The organism is Hydrogenophaga sp. (genome assembly GCF_018780385.1).
Classification (GTDB): domain Bacteria; phylum Pseudomonadota; class Gammaproteobacteria; order Burkholderiales; family Burkholderiaceae_C; genus Hydrogenophaga.
On record NZ_JADMJO010000007.1, the window covers coordinates 54,197 to 74,584 of the forward strand.

The 20,388-nt window shown below is 61.4% G+C and carries 17 protein-coding genes; 8 read left to right on the top strand and 9 right to left on the bottom strand.

Translation table 11 applies throughout. The features are described from left to right. The first annotated feature begins 36 nt into the window (after nt 1-36). From IV113_RS05945 to IV113_RS05955, 3 genes are all read left to right on the top strand, one after another. Complete coding sequence (locus IV113_RS05945) at nt 37-4,563, top strand: PAS domain-containing protein (RefSeq protein ID WP_291081728.1); 4,527 nt, start codon at nt 37-39, stop codon at nt 4,561-4,563. A 97-nt stretch (nt 4,564-4,660) separates the two neighbouring features. After that, nucleotides 4,661-6,292: a GAF domain-containing protein gene (locus tag IV113_RS05950; protein ID WP_291081730.1), complete on the top strand. Its 1,632-nt coding sequence runs from the start codon at nt 4,661-4,663 to the stop codon at nt 6,290-6,292. Between the two features lie 118 nt (nt 6,293-6,410). Beyond that, entirely contained in the window at nt 6,411-8,480 is a 2,070-nt protein-coding gene (locus IV113_RS05955; protein ID WP_291081732.1) for an ATP-binding protein, read from the top strand. 305 nt (nt 8,481-8,785) lie between these two features. Here IV113_RS05955 and IV113_RS05960 read toward each other — a convergent pair whose 3' ends face one another. From IV113_RS05960 to pqqA, 7 genes are all read right to left on the bottom strand, one after another. Next, complete coding sequence (locus IV113_RS05960) at nt 8,786-9,103, bottom strand: c-type cytochrome (protein ID WP_291081734.1); 318 nt, start codon at nt 9,101-9,103, stop codon at nt 8,786-8,788. 157 nt (nt 9,104-9,260) lie between these two features. Continuing rightward, a complete protein-coding gene (locus tag IV113_RS05965) occupies nt 9,261-10,586 on the bottom strand; it encodes a PQQ-dependent sugar dehydrogenase (protein WP_291081736.1) in 1,326 nt (441 codons plus the stop codon). Between the two features lie 417 nt (nt 10,587-11,003). Then, nucleotides 11,004-12,212 (bottom strand): pyrroloquinoline quinone biosynthesis protein PqqE, encoded by a 1,209-nt coding sequence (gene pqqE, locus IV113_RS05975; RefSeq protein WP_291081738.1) that lies wholly within the window; start codon nt 12,210-12,212, stop codon nt 11,004-11,006. 5 nt (nt 12,213-12,217) lie between these two features. After that, a complete protein-coding gene (gene pqqD / locus IV113_RS05980) occupies nt 12,218-12,493 on the bottom strand; it encodes a pyrroloquinoline quinone biosynthesis peptide chaperone PqqD (protein WP_291081740.1) in 276 nt (91 codons plus the stop codon). Beyond that, on the bottom strand, nt 12,490-13,254 hold the full coding sequence (gene pqqC, locus IV113_RS05985; protein ID WP_291081742.1) for a pyrroloquinoline-quinone synthase PqqC: 765 nt from the start codon (nt 13,252-13,254) through the stop codon (nt 12,490-12,492). The genes pqqD and pqqC overlap by 4 nt, the downstream gene beginning before the upstream one ends. Nucleotides 13,255-13,257: 3 nt before the next feature. Beyond that, entirely contained in the window at nt 13,258-14,178 is a 921-nt protein-coding gene (gene pqqB, locus IV113_RS05990; protein WP_291081744.1) for a pyrroloquinoline quinone biosynthesis protein PqqB, read from the bottom strand. A 72-nt stretch (nt 14,179-14,250) separates the two neighbouring features. Beyond that, nucleotides 14,251-14,349 carry a pyrroloquinoline quinone precursor peptide PqqA gene (gene pqqA / locus IV113_RS26210; protein ID WP_363318586.1) on the bottom strand — a complete coding sequence of 33 codons (99 nt, stop codon included), beginning with the start codon at nt 14,347-14,349 and terminating at the stop codon, nt 14,251-14,253. Nucleotides 14,350-14,505: 156 nt separating this feature from the next. On the opposite strand from pqqA, the gene IV113_RS05995 reads away from it, so the two are divergent. The 3 genes from IV113_RS05995 to IV113_RS06005 are packed head-to-tail and all read left to right on the top strand — an operon-like array spanning nt 14,506 to nt 18,564. After that, on the top strand, nt 14,506-15,873 hold the full coding sequence (locus tag IV113_RS05995; protein WP_291081746.1) for a HAMP domain-containing protein: 1,368 nt from the start codon (nt 14,506-14,508) through the stop codon (nt 15,871-15,873). After that, complete coding sequence (locus IV113_RS06000; RefSeq protein ID WP_291081748.1) at nt 15,870-16,499, top strand: response regulator transcription factor; 630 nt, start codon at nt 15,870-15,872, stop codon at nt 16,497-16,499. The genes IV113_RS05995 and IV113_RS06000 overlap by 4 nt, the downstream gene beginning before the upstream one ends. A 55-nt stretch (nt 16,500-16,554) precedes the next feature. Next, nucleotides 16,555-18,564: a M13 family metallopeptidase gene (locus IV113_RS06005; protein WP_291081750.1), complete on the top strand. Its 2,010-nt coding sequence runs from the start codon at nt 16,555-16,557 to the stop codon at nt 18,562-18,564. A gap of 159 nt (nt 18,565-18,723) precedes the next feature. Here IV113_RS06005 and IV113_RS06010 read toward each other — a convergent pair whose 3' ends face one another. Together IV113_RS06010 and IV113_RS26215 are read right to left on the bottom strand one after the other, a co-directional pair. Then, nucleotides 18,724-19,065 (bottom strand): DUF4148 domain-containing protein, encoded by a 342-nt coding sequence (locus IV113_RS06010; protein WP_291081752.1) that lies wholly within the window; start codon nt 19,063-19,065, stop codon nt 18,724-18,726. Nucleotides 19,066-19,247: 182 nt separating this feature from the next. After that, nucleotides 19,248-19,415 carry a DUF4113 domain-containing protein gene (locus IV113_RS26215; protein WP_363318587.1) on the bottom strand — a complete coding sequence of 56 codons (168 nt, stop codon included), beginning with the start codon at nt 19,413-19,415 and terminating at the stop codon, nt 19,248-19,250. 96 nt (nt 19,416-19,511) lie between these two features. Between IV113_RS26215 and IV113_RS06015 the strand changes: the two genes are divergently transcribed. Together IV113_RS06015 and IV113_RS06020 are read left to right on the top strand one after the other, a co-directional pair. Next, nucleotides 19,512-20,132, top strand: a complete 621-nt coding sequence (locus IV113_RS06015; RefSeq protein WP_291081754.1) for a glycine zipper 2TM domain-containing protein — start codon at nt 19,512-19,514, stop codon at nt 20,130-20,132. After that, on the top strand, nt 20,129-20,365 hold the full coding sequence (locus IV113_RS06020; RefSeq protein ID WP_291081756.1) for a PepSY domain-containing protein: 237 nt from the start codon (nt 20,129-20,131) through the stop codon (nt 20,363-20,365). Before IV113_RS06015 ends, IV113_RS06020 begins: the two co-directional genes overlap by 4 nt. The last annotated feature ends 23 nt before the right edge of the window (nt 20,366-20,388 follow it).

Here is a 20,388-nt window from a genome sequence, read left to right on the forward strand (position 1 = left end):
GTCGGACGGTCGATACAAACTCAACACTCGCCGTCCATGTACAAACCCCACCCCAACACCAACATGTCCATGCGCTCGAATTCAATGGAGAAACCTGGGATCCGCAGCCTGATCACAGGGCTGTTGATGATCGCGGCGCTGCCCGGCTTGGCGATGGTCACCTATGGCTACATGGGCGTTCGAGACGACGCGGTTGCCCGAGCACGCGAAGAGGTCCGAGCGGCAGCCGAGATGGCGGCAGCCACCGAGGAGCAGATGGTCGAAGGTGTGCGACAGACCCTGGCCACCGTGGCAAGCGGCCCCTCGGTCAGACGCAACGACCTCCTCGACCTGTGCAACGAATACGTAACCAACATCTCTCGGACTTTTCCGAACTATGGGTCGATCAGCGTCTTTAACTTGCAAGGGCGCCCCAGATGCCTGAGCGATGCCAGCACAAAAGCGATCACGGTGAGCGAGCGCTCCGCGTTTGAACGTGCTGTTGCAAGCCGGCAGTTCGCCATGGACGACTATTCCATGGAGGCGTCCACGGATGGTGATGAGATCGGCTTTGCCTTGCCCGTCTTCGACTACGCGGAAACGGTTACAGGCGTGGCCTATGCAACATTGAATCTTTCCCACGTCTCCGCCCGGCTGGATTCGCTCTCGGTGTCCGAATCGGTCACCGTCATGATTACTGACGGGAAAGGGACCGTTCTCGCCACGAACAAGCGGGACGTTCAAGACATTGGTACTTCCATTTCGAATCCTGCGCTGCTGCAGCGCATCGCGAGGTCGGCGCCAGAAGGTCGAGTGATTCCAGCCGACACCGAAGAGGACTGGTTGCACGAGGTGGTGCGGGTCGGTGAAATGAACTCCGAGCCGATCTACGCCATTGCCAGTGCCAAACGCAGTGACATCCTTGCTGAGCCCCTTGAGCGCCTGCAGCTTCAACTGATCATCCTCGCGCTGAGTTGTGCAGTGGGTATCGTTTTGGCCATGCGACTGGCCGAACGGCAATTCATCAGCCCAATCAGCGCACTGCTAAAGCGAATGGAGGCGGCAGCCCAACAAAAAACAGCTCCACCATCTACTGGACACGTGGCAAATGCGCCCAGCCGTGAGTTCGCTGCTTTGGAGAAGACCTTCACGAGCATGCTGCAGGAGTTGAACAAAAAGGATGCCCAACTGAACAAAGCGCAGGAAATCACCCGCGTTGGGTTCTTCCAACTCGACCTTGAAAAGCAGGTCTATACCGGTTCCGCTTCACTTCGCGATATTTTCGGACTGGAAAAAGCTTTTCTAGAGTCGTCCACTGAAAAGTCATTAACGCCGGCCCAATATCTATCGATGATCCACCCAGAAGACAGGGAAAGAGTGCGCCAGCACAGAACGATGGTGCTTGAAGGCAAGAAACCTGAGCACATCCAATACCGGATCATTCGTCCCGATGGAGAAACCCGTTGGATCGACGCCTTCGGCTTTGTAGAGCATGACTCACAGGGAAAGCCGATCCTCTACGCTGGTGCGTTGCAGGATGTCTCAGAGCAACACCGCCTACGCAGGCTCTACCAGGTCCAGAGCAAGATCAATGAGGCGATTTTGTCGGCACGCTCGGTTCAAGACTTGTTCGAAAGGGTTTGTAGCATCTGTGTAGCCCACGCAGAAATGCGGATGGCGTGTGTTGCTGCTGTTGACCCACAGAAAGGTACCGTCACGGTAGTAGCGAGCGCAGGACACGATGAGGGCTACACGGACATCCTAAGTACTGAATTGCTTGATGTGGCAACGCTCGACCTCCCAATTCCAACCGCTTTGCGCACAGCCAAATTGGCAGTGTCCAACAACCTTGCCACTGCGCTCCAAAAACACCGCTGGGCAGTGGAGGCTGCTCGGCGTCGGTACCGTTCTGTTGCCGCAGTGCCGTTCAAGACCGCAGGTCAAGCTACCAAAGCCCTTGTGCTCATGGCATCCGAGACCGAATATTTCCAGGCGGCCGAATGTCGTCAGCTCGAAGCCATCGGGGAGAGCCTGGCCGCTGCGGTGAATCATCTGAACGAAGAGGCGCGCAGGCGCGATCGAGAGGAGCGGCTGAAGCTGCTGGAAACCTGCATCGCGCGGCTCAACGACATTGTCTTGATCACCGAAGCGGAGCCTTTTGGCGAACCTGGCCCCAGGATCTTGTTTGTCAATGACGCTTTCGAACGACTGACGGGCTACGCCAAGGAAGAAGTGATAGGGAAGACTCCGCGCATCTTGCAAGGGCCCAAAACCGACCGCCAAGTGCTGGACCGTATTCGTCATCATCTCGAACGTTGGGAGCCTGTGCGCGAGGAGATCATCAATTACACCAAGGATGGTCGAGAAATCTGGCTGGAGTTGGACATTGTCCCTGTGGCCGATGAAACCGGTTGGTACACCCACTGGGTGGCCATTGAGCGTGACATCACTCAGCGCATCGAGCTGAAGCAGCAAAGAGAGCGGGCGCTCATTGAGCTCAAGACGGCACAAGACAGGCTGCTGCGAGCGCAGACGTTGTCACGGACAGGTCATTGGGAACGCTTTGCAAATGATGGCCCTGCCGTCTGGTCTGCCAGTCTGTTTGAAATCACTGGCAACGACCCCGAGAAGGGCGTACCAAGTCTTGAGGCCTGCATGTCAAAAGTGCATCCGGAAGACTTTGAGACTTACCTAGCCATCATGAACGATGGTTTCACGCAGGGAAAGATGCGGCGTTGGACCTATCGGTGCGTGTTTCCAGATGGCCGGGTGAGCTGGTTGGAAGAGACCATCGACGAGCCCAAACGGGATGAATCCGGCGCAGTCGTGTCAATCAGTGGCACGGTTCAGGACGTGACCGAACGCCTTGAAGGTGAGCAAAATCTCAAGATGCAGCTCGCCCGCACAGTGCTGCTCAACAAGATCGCACGTGCCACCGACGAACGCCTGAATCTGGGCCGGATCTTCGAGGTGGTGTGTGAGAACCTAGAAGCAGAGTTCGCCGTGGGGATGAGCGCTGCCCTGATTTACGACAGCGATGCGGACGCTTTCGAGGTTGTCCGGATGGGTACTCGCGGAGCCCCGCAATGCCAGTCTTGCGGCTTGAGTGAGGGAATTTTGCTGGCTGTGGGAAGCGATGCGCTCGACAGGTCTCATGTCGGTGAATTTGTCTACGAACCAGACACCAGGGGGATGCCCTGTGACTTCCCCAAGAAGCTCGCGCAGGCCGGGCTCGGCTCGGTGGTCTTTGCGCCGATGCGTGCGCAGGGTCGCGTCTTCGGTGTGTTGGTGGCGGCCAGGTCTCTGCCCAATGCATTCAACAGCGAGGAATGCAACTTTTTAATGCAACTCGCAGAACATGTTGCATTGGCTGCGAGCCACGCACGCCTGTACCAAGACCTTCAACTCGCCTACGAAGAGTTGCAGGGCGCGCAGCAGGTATCGCTGCAGCAGGAGCGTTTGCGCGTGCTCGGCCAGATGGCCAGCGGTATTGCACACGACATCAACAACGCCATCACACCCATGGCGCTGTACACCGAGTCCTTGCTGAACAAAGAAAAAGGCCTGAGCGAGCGTGGCAGAAAACAACTCTCCACCATCCAGCTTGCGGTGGACGACGTGGCTGAGACGGTAGCGCGCATGCGGGAGTTCTATCGGCCAGCGGATGGATTCACGCAGCGAAGCAGCGTGGATCTCAACCGTCTGGTCACACAGGTGGTGGAACTCACCCGTGCACGGTGGCGCGACATCCCGCAGCAGACAGGGGTTTCCATCGATATGGCACTCAACCTCTCCCCTTCGCTGCCTCAGGTCTCTCTCGTTGAAGCGGAAATCAGGGACGCCCTGACCAACCTGGTGCTCAACGCGGTGGACGCCATGCCCGAAGGGGGCGATCTGATCGTGGCGACATCGCAAAAGGTCGATGAAAGCGGTCAGCCTTGCGTCGTCCTGGAAATCTCCGACACCGGCGTGGGCATGGACGAGCAGACGCGCCTGCGGTGCATGGAGCCCTTCTTCACCACCAAAGGCGAACGAGGCTCTGGTCTTGGATTGTCCATGGTGTACGGCGCGCTGCAGCGCCATGAGGCTGAAATATCCCTCATGAGCGAGCCCGGGAAAGGCACGACGTTTGGCATCCGTTTCCTCGCACAGGCTTCATCGGCAACGGGGGGAGGCGATCAGGCAGCAGAGGCGACTTCAGGAAAGCGCAGGAGCCTGAAGATATTGTTGATTGATGATGAGGTGGCTCTTCTCAGTGCCTTGAGTGAGATGCTCGAGGGCGAGGGTCATCTGGTGACCTCCGCCGGTGGTGGCCAAGAGGGGCTGGATCTGTTCAAGGCGAGTTTGAAGGCGGGTGGCTACGATGTGGTCATCACAGATCTCGGCATGCCCCGGGTCGATGGGAATGCGGTGGCCACGGGGGTAAAAGCCATGTCGCCCAAAACGCCCGTGATCATGTTGACTGGGTGGGGGCGCCGCATGCTGGAAGACGGTGTCTTGCCTCCTTGCGTTGACCATCTGCTTGGCAAGCCTGCACGCATGGCTTTATTGCGAGAGGCTCTGGTAAGTTGCATGTCGGGTTGACGCCAGGCATGAGTTGAACCACCAACTGCCTTGCCGATCAGAGCCAAATAGTGGTTAGCGATTCCAGACCAACCTAGGCTGTGGCTGCTCACATTTGATGGTTTTTTACTTTAAAACAATGAAATTTCCAGTCCCTGAGAACGAAGAACAAAGAGTACAGACGCTGCTCGACTTGCAGGTACTCGATTCCCTGCCCAGCCCGGTGTTTGACAGCATCACTGAGCTGGCTGCGAGCATTTGCGGGACCGACATTGCCTTGATTTCTCTGGTGGACGCTGAGCGGCAGTGGTTCAAGTCTCGCCTGGGATTCGAGCCGAGCGAGACTGGCCGTGACGAGGCCTTTTGTTCGCACACCATCATGGACTCAAAGTCTGTGCTGGTGGTCAATGACGCAACTCGGGACCCGCGCTTCGCTCAACTTCCGCTGGTGCGCAGCGGCAGCGTGCGTTTCTATGCGGGCGCCCCCATCACCACCGCCAGCGGGAAAGCTCTGGGCGCTGTGTGTGTGCTGGACCCAGAGAAAAAGGGCTTGTCTGAGGTCCAGACGCGCCAATTGCAACACCTTGCAAACCTAACGATGGGCCTGATCGAAAACGAGGCCCTGCGCAGGCGCGAGGCGCGCATGATCCTGGACCTGGTTCGAAAAAACGAGCAGATCATCCGAAGCGTGCTGGACAAGGGGCGCGAGATGGCCGCGTTCATCGACCCTCAGCACCGCTACCTATATGTCAACCCAGCTTTTGAGCGGTACTGGATTCGGTCGCAGGAGGCCCTGCTGGGCACGCCGGTGCAGGATTTGGTGGGGGACAGGCTGTACCGCGAGGTGTGCAAAGTCGGTATCAACCAGGCACTCAGCGGTCACGAGTCGATGCTCACTTTTGAGTACAGCTTCCCCGGCAAAGGTCTGCGGCGAATGGAGTTGCTCCACATCCCTGCCCTCAACGATGAGGGGCGCGTGCATGGGGTGGTTGAGCGTCATCGCGACGTGACGGAACTTGCCGAGCAGGCCGATCTGCTGCGCAGCCATGCCTCCGAACTGGAGGTCCGGCGGGTCTCGCTGGACCGTTACCTCCACGCCATCTCGCACGAGCTCAAGCAACCGGTGAACGCGATCAACAACGCCACGCCGGTGCTGATGGCCAAGTTGGACGGCACGCTGCCTGAGCTCGAGCAGAAATGTTTGACTTACATCGAGCGCGGTGGGCGCCGCCTGGCTCGCTTGCTGGAGGATATGCGCCTGTTCGGGGAACTGGATGGGCGCACTCTGACGGTGGCTCGTCACAATGTCCGCTCACTGCTGGAAGAGAGTGTGATGCATCTGCGCGATGAAATTAAGCAGCGTCAGGCCACGGTGGATCTTCAAGTCGATGGCGATCTGTGGGTGGATGCGCCGGTGTTTGAACTGGCCGTCCGCTGCCTACTGGAACACTCCTTGTGGTCCTCAGATAAAACGCCTGCGCACATCGTTGTGCGGCTCATGAAGGAAGGCGACCAGTTGCGGCTAGAGGTCATCGACCCCAGCGTTGCGAACCCTCTGCCAGTCATCGGGTCTGAACGTGTTCATCAATACACCAGCGCCCTGCCAGCATCCACGCTGTCTGTCGCGGAATTCACGGTGATGAACGACGCTGTCTTTCTGGTCGTCGGCCTCGAACGACTAAGATCCGACTTGAGCGGCTGGTCGATTGATCGGCCTGCGACTTTGAGCATGAACATGGCAAGAAGTTGACGACCTGGTCGCAGAGGTCTGGCGCAGGGTGATGACCGGAGAAAAGAAAAAGCGTAAAGTATCAGAGCGGGCTGCACGAAGAGAGCTGTCACTCATAACCTGACGATGGGCTGCGGATATGAAGGAACTTCAAAGCTCTTTGGAAGAGGCCGCACGCCTTGCGGTTCTTGATCAAATTGGAGTCGCGTCAGTACAGGCTGACGCCATCTTCGATTCCTTGGTCAGCGCCGTATCAAGTACCTTGAGCGTCCACATTTCGGCGCTGATGTTGGTTGATGCCGAGCAGCAATGGACGTTTTGCTCTGTCGGTTGGGATAGTTTCCGGTCTTCGTCGCGCGATTCCAGCTTCTGTGCTTATTCCATTCTTGACGACGCTGTGTTTGAAGTCGAAGACACGCGTACGGATGAGAGGTTTTGCAACAATCCCTTCGTGACAGGCGAGCCCTTTTTCCGGTGGTACGCCGGCGTGGCTCTTTCTGTGAGAGGCCAACGCATCGGTGCACTGTGCGCGATGGATACCGCGCCGCGACGCCTGACCTCAATAGAAAAATCGTTTCTCGCGTCCATGGCGGAAATAGCAAGCCGCTTGCTTGAAGAAGGACTGCTCAAGGCCGAACGTGACCACGCGCTGAAGATCGCTTCCGAGAGCGAGGAGCGCTTGCGCTTTGCGCTCGATGCAGCCGGTATTGGTGACTGGGACATGAACCTGCAGACCAATGTCGCGCGGCGTTCGTTGAACCACGATCGCTGTTTTGGCTATGCAGACGCTGTTTCTGAATGGGGCTACGACACATTCCTGAAACATGTCCACGCCGAGGATAGAGATCGCGTCGACCAGCACTTTCAAGTAGCACTGGCGACGCTTGGTGAGTACGACATAGAGTTCAGGTGTGAGTGGTCAGACGGTTCGACCCATTGGCTGTGGTCCAAAGGTCGCTTTTACGCCGACTGCGAAGGCAAGCCTTATCGCGTGGCTGGGATACAGGTTGATGTCACGCCGCGTGTCCAGTCCGAGGTGCAGCGAATATCCCTTGAATCTCAAGTGCGAGAGGCTCAAAAACATGAGGCGATTGGCACATTGGCCGGCGGTATTGCGCACGATTTCAACAACATACTGGGAATCATTCTTGGCAATAGCAAGCTCGCAGCGGAAGACGCGGGATTGAACGCGTCCATCCTCGAATCTCTGGAAGAAATCGAGAAGGCGGGATTGCGCGGACGAGATCTCGTTCAACAAATCCTTGCATTCAGTCGCAAACAGCCCACCAATCGGGTGGCGGCACAGCCCGGGAAGCTGCTGGGAGACATGACGAGAATGCTGCGCCCGATGCTGCCAGCACAGGTCTCATTGGTTCTGGAAGTGGACGATGACACGCCACTCATCAACGTTGACCGGGTGCAGATCGACCAGGTGATGATGAATCTCGTCACCAATGCTGTACACGCGATGGCGTCGAGGGCCGGGACGATTCGAATCTCGGCGAGAGGCTGTACTGTTTCGGACTCCGATATCGGCCACGGCTGCCTTCTGGATGGTCCTTGCGTTCTGATCTCTGTGGTCGACAATGGCTCAGGCATGGACATCGAAACCAAGCAGCACCTGTTCGAGCCATTCTTCACAACCAAACCAGTGGGTGAGGGCACTGGGCTGGGCCTTTCGGTAGTGGAGGGTATCGTGACTCGGCATGGTGGCAAGATCGTCTTCGACAGCACACTGGGGGTCGGCACACGATTTGATCTCTACTTTCCAGTCGCTCAAGAGGAGCGCAGCGGCGAGGTTTCCATCGAAACTCCCGCAACTATTTCCTCGCCTGTAGTCAAAAGCCGAGTGCTGTATATCGATGACGACGAGGCACTGGTTTTCCTCGTCACCCGCTTGCTGGAGCGGAGCGGGCACGCGGTGACAGCGTTGGTTTCGTCTGAAGAGGCGCGAGAGTTGCTTCGGACCACTAATGAAAGGTTCGACGTTGTCATCTCCGACTACAACATGCCCGGCGATAACGGCATTGAGGTACTCAAGGATGTGATGTGCCTAAAGCCAGGTACGCCGGTCGCGCTCATCTCAGGCTACATCACAGACGCCATGCGCGAAGAAGCAGCGAGCGTCGGTGTAAAGGAAATCATTTTCAAGCCCAATTCTCCCCAGGAACTGGCGCAGGCGATGCACAGGTTGCTACAACCCGATTGAGCGAGTGTCGGGATCGGCCGCGCAACGCCCCAGCGGATGCGGTTTCAGTGCTCTCTACGATCTGTCACCGCTCAGCAGCGGCCTGTGGGCCAAGGGCACACTATCCGCCCAATAGTGGAGTTACCCGTCAGACGCCGGCTTTCCAGCGGACATCCGCCTTGAGTCATTGTGGTGCATCACTGCTTGCACGCCAGATCAATAGCTTGGCTTTCAGCCGCCGCGGTCTGGTGAGGTCCGGTCACGCCACATTGATTGTTGGATACAGGGGTTTATGTGACGCTTTGCAGCCTCGCGGACGTCCTCGTTCAGGGCTTGAGCGCCAAGATCAGTTCGGCCAACGTACGAGCATCGGCCTCGCTGACGGTGGGCTGTGGCGGCATCATGTCTTCGCCCCACACACCACTGCCTCCTGCCCGGATCTTGGTAGCGAGCAACGCCACAGCACCGGCGTTACCGGCATAGCGGGCAGCCACTTCATTAAGGTTAGGTCCGTACTTGCGCTTGTCGATCAAGTGGCAGGCGCTGCAGTTGTTCCGCTGCAAAAGCGTCTGTAGCTGTGCGGTGTCGGCGTTTGCCTTGGGGCTCCAGAACACCGCAAAGCCACCCGCAAGCAATGCAAGCATGGCCCAGGGCAGTCGGCGCGTGATGGGGGAAGATGGCAAATGATTCATAGTCAAACCTGCATGAAGTGACCAACGTTCAATCGGTGGTCGGGGTGGTGAAGCGGTGATCCATAAAAAAAGCGCTGCCGAGCGGCAGCGCTCCCAGCGCAGAACAGGCTCAGTTCGGCGTCACGCGATAAATCATGCCGCTGGCTTCATCGGCGACGTAAAGCGCGTTGTCCGGGCCCATTGACACGTGACGGAAGCGACCAGCGAATGTCGGCCAGGACAGTTCCTGGCGAGTGGCGGTGGAGCCGTCCTTGCTGATGTCAAGGATGTCGATGCGGTTGCCTGTCGGCGTGCCGTGGATGCCGATGCCGGCGTAGCCGACGGCCAGACGGCCTTCCCACTCCTTCCACTGCTTGCCCGTCAGGAACACACTGCCGCACATGCCCTGCGACAGGCCGTTGTTGTTCCAGGCCGGCTTCATGGCGTCGGGGTAGGCACGCACGTCGGTCATGGACATGAACGCGCTGCGCTCGGCAGGCGGCATGGCGCCCATCTGGTTAGGCGAGTAGCCGCAGTAGTTGTCCGGGCAGGCGGGGCGTCCGTTGCGGTTGTCACGCGGGTCCCAACCACCGTTGCCGCCGTTGACGAGCTTGGTGACCTCGTCGCTGTGCCAAGGGCCGTTCTCCGAAATGAACGGCTCGTTCGTGCCCGGACGAAACGCAATGCCTTGCGGGTTGCGGAAACCGTAGGCGAAGATGCGTTTGTCAAAACCCGCCGGCGGGTTGTTGCCCGCGGCGGCTTTCCCGTCGCGATCCACGCGCAGCACCTTGCCGCGAATCTGCGTGGGACTCTGCGGGCCTTCGCCGTTGTGGTTGTCGCCGGTCGTGACGTACAGGAAGCCGTCACCCGGGTTGAAGCGGAGGCGGCCGCCGTTGTGCGCGCCCGGCCCACCAAACGGATGGTTCGACTTGGCGGGCTTGTAGCCGATGTCGTTGATGATTTCGACGATGTCGGACACAGAGGACAACGAATCGCCCACCTTCATCCGCATGACGATGTTGTTGTAACCACCGTAGGTGCGGTTCGCGCCCTTCGAGCTGGAATACAGGTAAACAAAGCGGTTGCTCGCGAATTGCGGGTCGATTGCGACGCCCTGCACGCCAGCTTGGCCGTCGCAGAACAGATCTGCCTTCACGCTCGCGTAGCCGGTGGTGCCACCTACACCGAGCAGCGCGGTTGTTTTGCCTGAGGGCAGCCGCACAGACAAGCCCTTGCATTTCTCGGTGTAGAACATGGTGCCGTCGGGCAGGAATGCCATGTCCCAGGGCGACTCGGTCTTCTGGAAGTCCTCTACCTTGACGGTCACCTGCGCGGCGGCAACTGTCGACATCGCCCCGATGACAGCGGCGAGGCCGATCGGCAGCAGGGACCACGGCGAGCGGTGCGTGGATGGTGAATCGCCCGGGGCGTCTGCAGAAAATACCTGTTGAGTCATGTCGTCTCCTCATTTGGTTTTCTTGAGCGGTATGGCTCCTGGGATCTTGCATTCTTGACCCGACCCCACCCCAAAGGTTAGCCACGGCACGCGCCAAGGTACTTAGCGTTTTCCCTAGAAAACTCCGCAGGCTTATCAGCCCACCTGTTCGTCGAATGCCAAGGGCCCGACTGAGTACATAGCTCGAGACCACCGAGCGGAGGCTCAGCGCGGGCACCTGCAGGCTGGCGGCAATCGACGACACGGCCGTTTTGAGGATGGTCGCATCGAGCTTCTCAATGAACAGCGCCGTGGCCACGATCCACGGCAGGTAGCGCTTGGCGGCAGAGCGCCCCGTCGCGGCGCTGGCAGGGTGGGTGGTAGCTAAGACGTTGATACTCCGTGCCGCTCCCTTGCTGTGCGGCTGGGCTGCACGCGTTAACTCTTGAGCGTGGCTGCGGCCGGTCCAGGCAGCGCCGCGCCGAGGCGGCGGGAGTTAACGGGGTTTCGGAACACCAGCGGCTGCTCCCGAACACCGCGGGCAGCGCCGTTGGCCGCGGTGGCTGCGGACTTGGCCGCCTGCGCCACGGCATCGACTACCTGCTGATGGTGCGGGCTCTTCACGCACACCGGGTCGGCAGCTGCCGGGTCGTTGGCCAGCATGAAGGCTTGGCAACGGCAGCCACCAAGGTCCTGTTCACGGAATTCGCAGCTGGTGCACGGCTCCTTCATCCAGCCGGTGCCGCGGTAGCGGTTGAAGCCTTCAGAATCGAACCAGATGTCGCGAAGGCTGTGCTCGCGCACATTCGGAAAGCTCAACCCCGGCAGCATCTTCGCTGTGTGGCAGGGCAGGGCGGTACCGTCCGGCGCGACGGTGAGAAACATATTGCCCCAACCGTTGACACATTTCTTTGCCCGACCTTCGTGGTAATCGGGGGCAACAAAAAAGATGCGCATGCGGTCGCCGAGCTTGGCGCGCCAGCGGTCTGTCACCGTCTCGGCCTCGCGCAGCTGCTCATGCGTGGGCAGCAGGTGGTCGCGGTTCAGGTAGGCCCAGGAGTAGTACTGGGTGTTGGCCAGCTCCAGGTATTCGGCGCCCAACTCGGCTGCCATCTCGATGATGCGGTCCATGTGCTCGATGTTCATGCGGTGGATCACCACATTCATGACCATCGGCCAGCCCTGATCCTTGATGATCCGTGCGACCCGGCTCTTCAGGTCGAAGGTCTTGGTGTGCGATAGAAAGTCATTCATCTCCGGCGTCGAATCTTGAAACGACAGCTGGACATGTTCGAGGCCGGCGGCTTTCAACGCCGCGGCGCGCGCGGGGCTCAGGCCGACGCCGGAGGTCAACAGATTGGTGTAATAGCCGAGCCGGCGTGCTTCGGCGACGATCACCTCCAGGTCATCGCGCACCAGCGGCTCGCCGCCGGAGAGACCGAGCTGCACGGCGCCCATCTCGCGGCCCTCGCGCAGCACGCGCAGCCAGTCGTCGGTGCTGAGCTCCGCTTCCTGGCGCGCGAAGTCGACCGGGTTGTAGCAGAACACGCAGTGCAGTGGGCATCGGTAGGTCAGCTCGGCGAGCAGCCACAGCGGCGGGCCGATGGCCGGTACGGCAGCGGGAGTGACGGGCATGCTGATGCTCATCTCGCTCAGTCCCAGATCAGCCAGCGCTGCTTGCCGGCCAGCTCGACAAAGGCCAGTACGTCGGCTTCGAGGCCTTGCAGCCCATGGGTTTGCTCTATGTCGGTGGCTATCGCGCCGACGCTGCGCAGGCCGTCGCAACGCGTCATGATCTCACCCGCGCTGCCATTGAGCTTGACCATCCCTTCGGGGTAAAGCAGCACATGGCAGTTCTGCACCGGCTCCCATTGCAGCCTGAAGCCCGCGGATACGCGCGGCACCGTGGTGCGTGTCAGCTCGCTCATGCGGGGCTAACGCCGTAGCGTCCCGCCATTGCGTCGTTCATCGCCCACAGAATGTCGAGCTTGAACTGCAGCACCTCCAGCGCACGCTGCTGCTGCGCCCGGGTGTTGAAATGCGCCATCGTGATGGCCAGGCCCTGTTCGACGTCGCGCCGCGCCTGGCTGACGCGGCTGCGGAAGTAGTGCAGGCCGGCCGGCTCGATCCAGCCGTAATGCTCCGGCCAGGTGGCCAGCCGCTGCTTGTGGATCTCTGGCGCGAACAGCTCGGTCAGCGAGGAGCACACCGCCTCCTGCCAGGGCGCCCGCCGGGCAAAGTTGACATAGGCATCGACCGCGTAGCGCATTGCCGGCACCACATGGCGCAGATCGAGCACCTCGGCGCGCGTCAGTCCAACGGCTTCTGCCAGGCGCAGCCAGGCCTCGATACCGCCTTCGTCGCGGATGCCATCGAGCTCGAAGCCGTCATGGTCGAGGATGCGCTGAACCCAGCCCCGTCGCACCAGCGGATCGGGGCAGTTGGAAAGCACCGCCGCATCCTTGATCGGGATCGCGATCTGGTAGTAAAAGCGGTTGGCGACCCAGCCGCGCACCTGTTCCGCGTTGGCGCGGCCGCTGTTCAGCATCATGTTGAACGGGTGGTGGATGTGGTACGAGCGGCCGCGTTCTCGCAGTCGGGTCTCGAACTCGGCATGCGACCAGGCGGGCTCTGCAGCAGTGCTGGCGTCGCCAGGGCGTGACTCAGGCAAAAGGATGTCGGCGCGCATGGGTCAGAGCTGGATGGCCATGTTGTCCTCGCAGACCACGATGCCATGGCGCGTCAGCGTCGCGCGCTCAGCCGAGTCTTCGTCGAGGATGGGATTGGTGTTGTTGATGTGGATCAGGTAGCGGGCGGTGGCCGCCGGCAGCTTGGCCAGCCACTCCACCATACCGCCGGGCCCGGATTGCGGCAGGTGGCCGATCTCGCGGGCGTGCTTGCGGCCGAGCCCCAGGCGGGGCATCTCGTCGTCGGTCCAGAAGGTGCCATCGACAAACACCGCGTTAGCGCCGCACATCGCGTCGAAAACGGCTGGCGTGATCGCGCCGAGACCAGGGGCGTAGAAGGCGGTCTTGCCGCTGCGTCGGTCGCGGATCGTCATGCCGATGTTGTCGCCCGCCACCGGGTCATCGCGGTGCGGCGAATAGGGTGCGGCCTTGCTGGATAACGGCAGCGCACTGAACAGCAGATCGGGTACGCCAGGCACCTCGAAGCCTGTGCCGTCGAGGTCGATGCGGTGACGCTCCACACCGCAGTAGTGCGAGAGCACGCGCAGCACCGGGTTGCCCTGGGTGAGGTCCTCTTCAACCGGGTCGGTGCACCACAGTGGCAGCGCGCTGCTGCGCTCACGCAGCATGAAAAGGCCGGTCGCGTGATCGACCTGGCCGTCCATCAGCACCACGCCAGCAATCGCCGTGTCGCGCGGCGCGCGGTTGGGCTGCAGCGTCGGGTGACTGCGAATTTGTTCGAGGATGTCGGGGGACGCATTGAACAGCACACCGTCAAGAGCCGTGTCGGGCTGCACGAAGATCGATGACTGGGTGCGCGGCTTGGCATTGAGCCGACCGGCGCGCACACCGGCGCAATTGCGACAGTTGCAATTCCATTGCGGGAAACCGCCGCCGGCGGCTGAGCCGAGTATCGTGATGCGCATCAGCGGCTTGAGTAAGGAGATCCTCCCTCTGCGCTGCGCAGGCGGCACAGAGGGAGAATCATGGACTTCGGATCAGCGATTCGCGATGTACATCGTGATCTCGAAACCAAAACGAAAATCAACCGCGGTGGGGGTTTGCCATTGCATAAAAAATCTCCGGTCGGGTGGCATGGGCTCCGGTCGGACCCCAAGAGGACTAGTTATCCTGACACTGATACTGCAGTCTCTGCCTCACCTCACCCAGCCATGCCGCCATGATTCGCGCATCATGATTTTCATGATTCGGTGGTGTGCCGTTCAGGCGGCGGCCGTTACTATGTCGACTTAATGACGCTCCGGCTGAAGATCAATCTCATTGTCGGCACGCTCACCCTGCTCTTCATCGCCGCCGTGATCTTGCTGCAGCTGCGCAGCTTGCGCGAAGCCGTGCACGAGGAGGTGGTGGCGGCCAATCGGGTTGCTGCACAGATGCTCAACCGCACGGCGTCGCGCTATGCCGCGCAGGGCGGTCCGGCAATCCTGAACTTCCTGCAGGGGATGGGCAGGGTGCGCTCAAACGACATCACACTTCTCGACCGCGAAGGCCAGGAGCTGTACCGCTCGCCACCGTCCCTTTACAAGACCGGCCGTGACGCGCCCGCCTGGTTCGCGCAGCTCGTCTCGCCGCCAATATCGACTCAGGCGATTGATTTGCCGGACGGCAAGCTGCTTGTGCGAGCCAATGCCTCGCGGGCCGCGCTGGATGCCTGGGATTACGTGCGGCAGCTGCTCATAGTGAGTCTGCTTTTGCTGTTGGCAGTCAACGCGCTGGTCTTCTGGCTGGTCGGCAGCAGCGTCCGGCCGTTCGGGCAGATCGTCGGTGCCCTGAACCAGTTGCAGGCCGGACGGCTGGACGTCCGCTTGCCCCGGTTTGCCGGCACTGAAGCGGCCGCCATCGGCAGCGCCTTCAACCGCATGGTCGACCAGCTCGAGCATCAGTTCGAGACTGAGGGGCGCGCGCTGCGGGCCGAGTTGCAGCTATCGAACAGCCGCGAGCTGACGCGCTGGATCGACCAGCAGATCGAGCGCGAGCGCCACATGATCGCGCGCGAACTGCACGACGAACTGGGACAGTCGGTGACGGCGATGCGCAGCATGGCCCTGTCGATTGCCCAGCGCATGCACGCCCTGGACCCGCAGGCTGAAGCGGCGGCACGCCTCATCGCCGACGAATCCTCGCGCTTGTACGACGCCATGCACGGCATGATCCCGCGCCTGACACCGCTTCTGCTGGACAACTTCGGGCTGACCGAGGCGCTGCGTGATCTGGTCGAACGCACCCGCCTCAGCCAGCCCGACCTGCGGCTGACGTTGAGCATCGAGCTGGGCCAGTCGGTTCTAGGCAGTGATGCCGCGCTCGCGCTGTACCGCGCCGCTCAGGAGGGCATCAGCAATGCACTGCGCCACGGTCAGGCGCAAACCCTGCTGCTCGCGGTCGAGGGCAGCGCAACGACCGTGAGCCTGCGCCTTCAGGACGATGGGCAGGGCCTGCCCGCCGATTGGTCGGACCGTGCCGGACACTACGGGCTGCGCTGGCTTACCGAGAGGGTCGAGGCACTCGGTGGCGCGTTGGTGGTCGAGTCGGCACAGCCGCGCGGGGTGTGCTTGCTGGTGCAGCTGCCGATCGATGCCGCGGCAGCGGCGGTTGCGTCATGATCCGCATCATGTTGGTCGACGACCATGCGCTCGTGCGCATGGGCTTTCGCATGTTGCTGACCGATGCGTGCTGCGAGGTTGTGGCCGAAGCCGACAGCGGCGAGCAGGCCTGCATCGATTATCCGCGTGTGCGGCCGGACGTGGTCGTGATGGACGTGTCGATGCCTGGTATGGGCGGGCTGGAAGCGGTGCGTCGCCTGTTGGCGCAGGACCCGAAGGCGCGCGTGCTGGCGCTGTCTGCGCATGAGGACACGGCGCATCCGCAGCGGCTGTTTCGCGCCGGAGCAATGGGCTACGTGACCAAGCGCAGCGCACCCGACATGCTGATTGCCGCCGTCACAGCCGTGTCGCGCGGCGACCGCTATGTCGATGCGCAGACCGCGCAGGCGCTGGCGCTGGCCCAGGTCAGCGGCGATACCAGCCCAGCCGAGATCCTCAGCGAGCGCGAATTTTCAGTGTTTATCCAGCTCGCGCGAGGCCAGACCGTGGCCCTGATCGCCGAGACGCTTCGGCTCTCACCCAGTACCGTCGGTACCCATCTCTACCGCGTCAAGCAAAAGCTTGGCGCCAGCAACCAATCCGAGCTGACCCTCGTCGCGCTGCGCTGGGGCCTGATCCAGGCCTGATGCCGACACCGCTTGCATACGCTCCCACGCCAACTGCTTACCCAGCGAGAAGCCCTTGAAGTCGAACGATCTGACCCCGCCGATTGGCTTGCGCTGCGGCTGCTTTGGCAGCCCTGCTTTCGCTGGTTTAGACCTGAGCGGCTGCGACCCCGGGGTGCGTGCGCAGGACGATCTTTACCGCGCCGTCAATGGCCGTTGGCTGGATGAAACCGAGATTCCGGCTGACCGGCCGCGCCACGGCAGCTTCAGCCAGCTGAACGATCGCACCAACGCGCAGCTGCGTGACCTGGTCGATGAATTGGTGGCCGTGCCTCAGGCGCCCGGGAGCGTGGCCGATCAGGTCAGCGCGTTCTATGCGGCCCATCGGGACACCGAGGCCATCGATCGGGCCGGGCTGGCGCCGATCCGGTCGCTGCTGGCCGAGATCGATGGTCTTCAAACCCCACTGCAGCTGGCGCAATGGCAAGGCCGTATGCAGGGCCAGCTCGACACGCCAGTACGGCTCTGGGTAGCCCCTGATTTTGAGCAGCCAGGGGTCAATCGGGCGATCACCTGGCAGGGCGGGCTGGGACTGCCTGACCGCGCATATTTCCTCGATACCGACGACCCGCTTCTGGCCGCAGCGCGCGCCGCTTACGCCGAATATCTGCTCTGCTTGGCCACTCTTTCCGGCGAGCCAAACCCGGCAGCGGCGGCCGAGCAGGTGATGCAGATCGAGCAGCGCATCGCCGCGCTGCACTGGGACCGTGTCGACAACCGCGATCCGGCCCGGCTCTTCAACCCGATGACCCTCGCCGAACTGATGCGCGATGCGCCAGGATTCGACTGGGTGGCGTTTCTCGAAGCGGCGGGCCTTGTCCTGATTGACCGACTGTCGGTATCGCAGCCCAGCGTGGTCCGCGGCATCGGCCGGCTTTTCGCCGAAGTGCCGTTGGCGGACTGGCGATGCTATTTCCGATTGCACTGCCTGGATGCGGCAGCCGAATGCCTGCCGGCGGCGTTTCGTGAGGCGCACTTTGCGTTTCACGGGACAGCGCTGACCGGCGTCAAGACCGAGCGGCCACGTTGGCAACAGGCCATCAGCGAGCTCAACCGGGCGTTCGGCGACGGTCTCGGCCAACTCTATGTAGCCCGCCATTTCAGCCTCGCGCACAAACGAAAGGCGCAGGCGTTGGTGAATACGCTGCTGGCTGCTTACCAGGAATCGATCGATAACCTTAGCTGGATGACACCGGCGACCCGGGCCCGGGCCCTGGAAAAGCTGGCCAAGTACACCTGCAAGATCGGCTACCCGGAGCGCTGGCGTGACACTCGTCAGCTGCTGGTGCTTGCAGACGACGCGCTTGGTAACCGCCAGCGTGCGGCCCGCTTCGAATGGCAGCGTCTGGCAGCGAAGGCGGGTCAGCCGCTGGACCGGGAGGAATGGGCCATGCCGCCGCAGACGGTCAACGCCCATTACAACCCCTCGCTCAACGAGATCGTCTTTCCCGCTGCTATCCTGCAGCCGCCGTTCTTCGATATCGCGGCCGACGACGCGCTGAACTATGGCGCCATCGGCGCCGTGATCGGACATGAAATCAGCCATGGCTTCGACGACGAGGGCAGCCGCTTCGACGGCGACGGCGTGTTGCGCAACTGGTGGAGCGATGCCGACCGCGCTGCTTTCGACGCCCTCGGCGCGCGGTTGGTCGCCCAGTACGAAACCTATGAGCCGCTGCCCGGTCGGCGTCTCAACGGCCGGCTCACCCTAGGCGAAAACATGGCGGACCTGTCGGGCCTGCAGATCGCCTTCAAGGCCTACCGCCGGGCTTCGGCCGGCGCCGCCGCACAGGGGAACGATGTCTGCAGCGATGCGCAACGCTTCTTCTTTGGCTGGGCGCATGTCTGGCGCGACAAGGTGCGCCCGGAGCGGGCTTTTCAACTGCTGGCCATCGACCCACATGCGCCCGCCGAATTCCGGGCCAACGGCGCCGCGCTTAACCACGACGGCTTCCATGCGGCCTTCGCCACCCGGCCTGGCGACCGCATGTTCAAGCCGCCAGATGAGCGCATCCGCATCTGGTGATGGTGCTGTTCTTGATGCGCCGTTCACCCGTCATTTGGGGCGGGAGAGGTGAGTTACAAGTGTGGATAAGGCGCCACCCCGGCCCAGCTCCAAACGTGAAAAAGCCTCCTGAAGCAGGAGGCCTCGTTCGACAACGAAAGCTGGGCGAGATTGCCTTGCTCAGCCGCCTTGGTTTTGAAGTTTGGCGCGGGCCAGGCTGCCGTCCATGTGGGCTTTGGCCAGCTCGTCCTGCACTTGCGCACGGGTCTTTCCCATCGCGGATGGGCGAGCGGGGTATGCGCTGGGGTTCAGCTGGTAGGCGGTCAGGCCGCGCTCGCTGTCCCCGATGATGTCGCCGATGCGGATGGCTTCGGCGAGCTCGGCCTTGACCTGCGCGCGGGTCTTCGTGCTTACGCTGTCAGGTTGGCCGGAGGGGTACTTGTTGCCACCTCCAGCAAAAGCGGAACTCGCGCCCAGAGCGGCGAGGGTGAAGAGGGCAGTTGAGAGAATGGATTTTTTCATGAGGGTTGGTCAAAAAGGTTGAAGGGAATTGCATGTCGCACACTGGATACGCACGAAACCCCCAACCAGATGCACCCTCAAGTCTGTTTTGTTACCAATCAGTACAATTTCGCGAGACGTCGACCAAACAAAGAAATGCTCCTCCATCCCTTCGCTTTAGGGGAGCGTTCAACCAGCCTGCGTCAGAAGCCGACGTCCTCAAACTCAGGGACCTTGTGTTCAGCAGCACCCTTCAGAGTTGATGAATGAAGGTCTTCCCAACAAGTCGTGTACCGCGGCGTCAGTAGGCTCTGTCGCATCTCAAAGTCGAGCAGCGGATGCGGAGACCAACCGGGTACAACGCCCCACACAGCTCCGGGTCGTGAAGGAACATTTATCAATTCCGTTCAGCTTCGGTTCACCCACTTGTTCCTAAGCTCCGTCTCACATCAACCAAGGAGCTCTCCATGAAACGTACTTCCATTCTTTGTCTGACCACGTTGCTGGCAGCGGGCGTCCAGGCCCAGACCTTCAACGACACTGCCCGCGTGCGCAATGTCGAACCGCGGTACGAGAACATCTCCGTGCCGCGCAACGAGTGCACCAGCCAGTGGGTGACCGAGCAGCAACCCGTGGCGGCTTCGCGCAATTACGGGGGGCTGGCGGTTGGCGGTGTGGCCGGCGCCTTGCTCGGCAACCAGGTTGGCAAGGGCCGCGGCCGCGATGCCGCCACCGCGCTCGGTGCCGTGGTCGGCGCGCTGGCAGCCGAGCACTTTGCCAACCAGAACAACTGGGGTGGTGGCTACCAGCAGGCATCCCAGCCGCAGCAGCGCCAGGTGCAGAACTGCCGCACTGTCAACGACGTGCAGTCCCGCCTCACGGGTTACCAAGTCGAATACGAGTACCGCGGGCAGGTCTACAACACGGTGACCCGCGAGAACCCAGGCCGCACCTTGCCGATTCGCGTTTCATTCACTCCGGTTGAGAGCGAGTACCAAGGTGGACGCCAATACCAGGGTGGACGCGAATACCAAGGCAGGCGTGATGAACGTGGCGGACGCGAATACCTCGATACTTACAACCGATGAACACATTTGCCAGACTCCTCTGCGCCACCCTGCTGCTGGCATCCAACCTGGCCTGGGCCGACCTGAGCCGCGACGACGCGGCCGCAGTGGCCCAGCTGGCCAGTGGCGGCCGCGTGTTGTCCGCCGAGAAGTCCGAGTCTTCGGGCCGGCCGGTATGGCGCATCAAGGTGGTCACGCCGGCTGGTGAGGTCCGCGTGATCCAGGTTGACGTCGTCACTGGCCAGACCCGCTAAGGCCAGCCTGCTGCAGCTACAGC

Bases quoted from the DNA above. Each gene is read 5' to 3' on its own strand.
- IV113_RS05965 (WP_291081736.1), bottom strand. From the start codon at position 10,586: ATGACTCAACAGGTATTTTCTGCAGACGCCCCGGGCGATTCACCATCC.
- IV113_RS05995 (WP_291081746.1), top strand. From the start codon at position 14,506: ATGACGCTCCGGCTGAAGATCAATCTCATTGTCGGCACGCTCACCCTG.
- IV113_RS05945 (WP_291081728.1), top strand. From the start codon at position 37: ATGTACAAACCCCACCCCAACACCAACATGTCCATGCGCTCGAATTCA.
- pqqD (WP_291081740.1), bottom strand. From the start codon at position 12,493: ATGAGCGAGCTGACACGCACCACGGTGCCGCGCGTATCCGCGGGCTTC.
- IV113_RS06015 (WP_291081754.1), top strand. From the start codon at position 19,512: ATGAAACGTACTTCCATTCTTTGTCTGACCACGTTGCTGGCAGCGGGC.
- pqqA (WP_363318586.1), bottom strand. From the start codon at position 14,349: ATGCCACCCGACCGGAGATTTTTTATGCAATGGCAAACCCCCACCGCG.
- IV113_RS06000 (WP_291081748.1), top strand. From the start codon at position 15,870: ATGATCCGCATCATGTTGGTCGACGACCATGCGCTCGTGCGCATGGGC.
- IV113_RS05960 (WP_291081734.1), bottom strand. From the start codon at position 9,103: ATGCTTGCATTGCTTGCGGGTGGCTTTGCGGTGTTCTGGAGCCCCAAG.
- pqqC (WP_291081742.1), bottom strand. From the start codon at position 13,254: ATGCGCGCCGACATCCTTTTGCCTGAGTCACGCCCTGGCGACGCCAGC.
- pqqE (WP_291081738.1), bottom strand. From the start codon at position 12,212: ATGAGCATCAGCATGCCCGTCACTCCCGCTGCCGTACCGGCCATCGGC.
- IV113_RS06020 (WP_291081756.1), top strand. From the start codon at position 20,129: ATGAACACATTTGCCAGACTCCTCTGCGCCACCCTGCTGCTGGCATCC.
- pqqB (WP_291081744.1), bottom strand. From the start codon at position 14,178: ATGCGCATCACGATACTCGGCTCAGCCGCCGGCGGCGGTTTCCCGCAA.
- IV113_RS06010 (WP_291081752.1), bottom strand. From the start codon at position 19,065: ATGAAAAAATCCATTCTCTCAACTGCCCTCTTCACCCTCGCCGCTCTG.
- IV113_RS05955 (WP_291081732.1), top strand. From the start codon at position 6,411: ATGAAGGAACTTCAAAGCTCTTTGGAAGAGGCCGCACGCCTTGCGGTT.
- IV113_RS05950 (WP_291081730.1), top strand. From the start codon at position 4,661: ATGGTTTTTTACTTTAAAACAATGAAATTTCCAGTCCCTGAGAACGAA.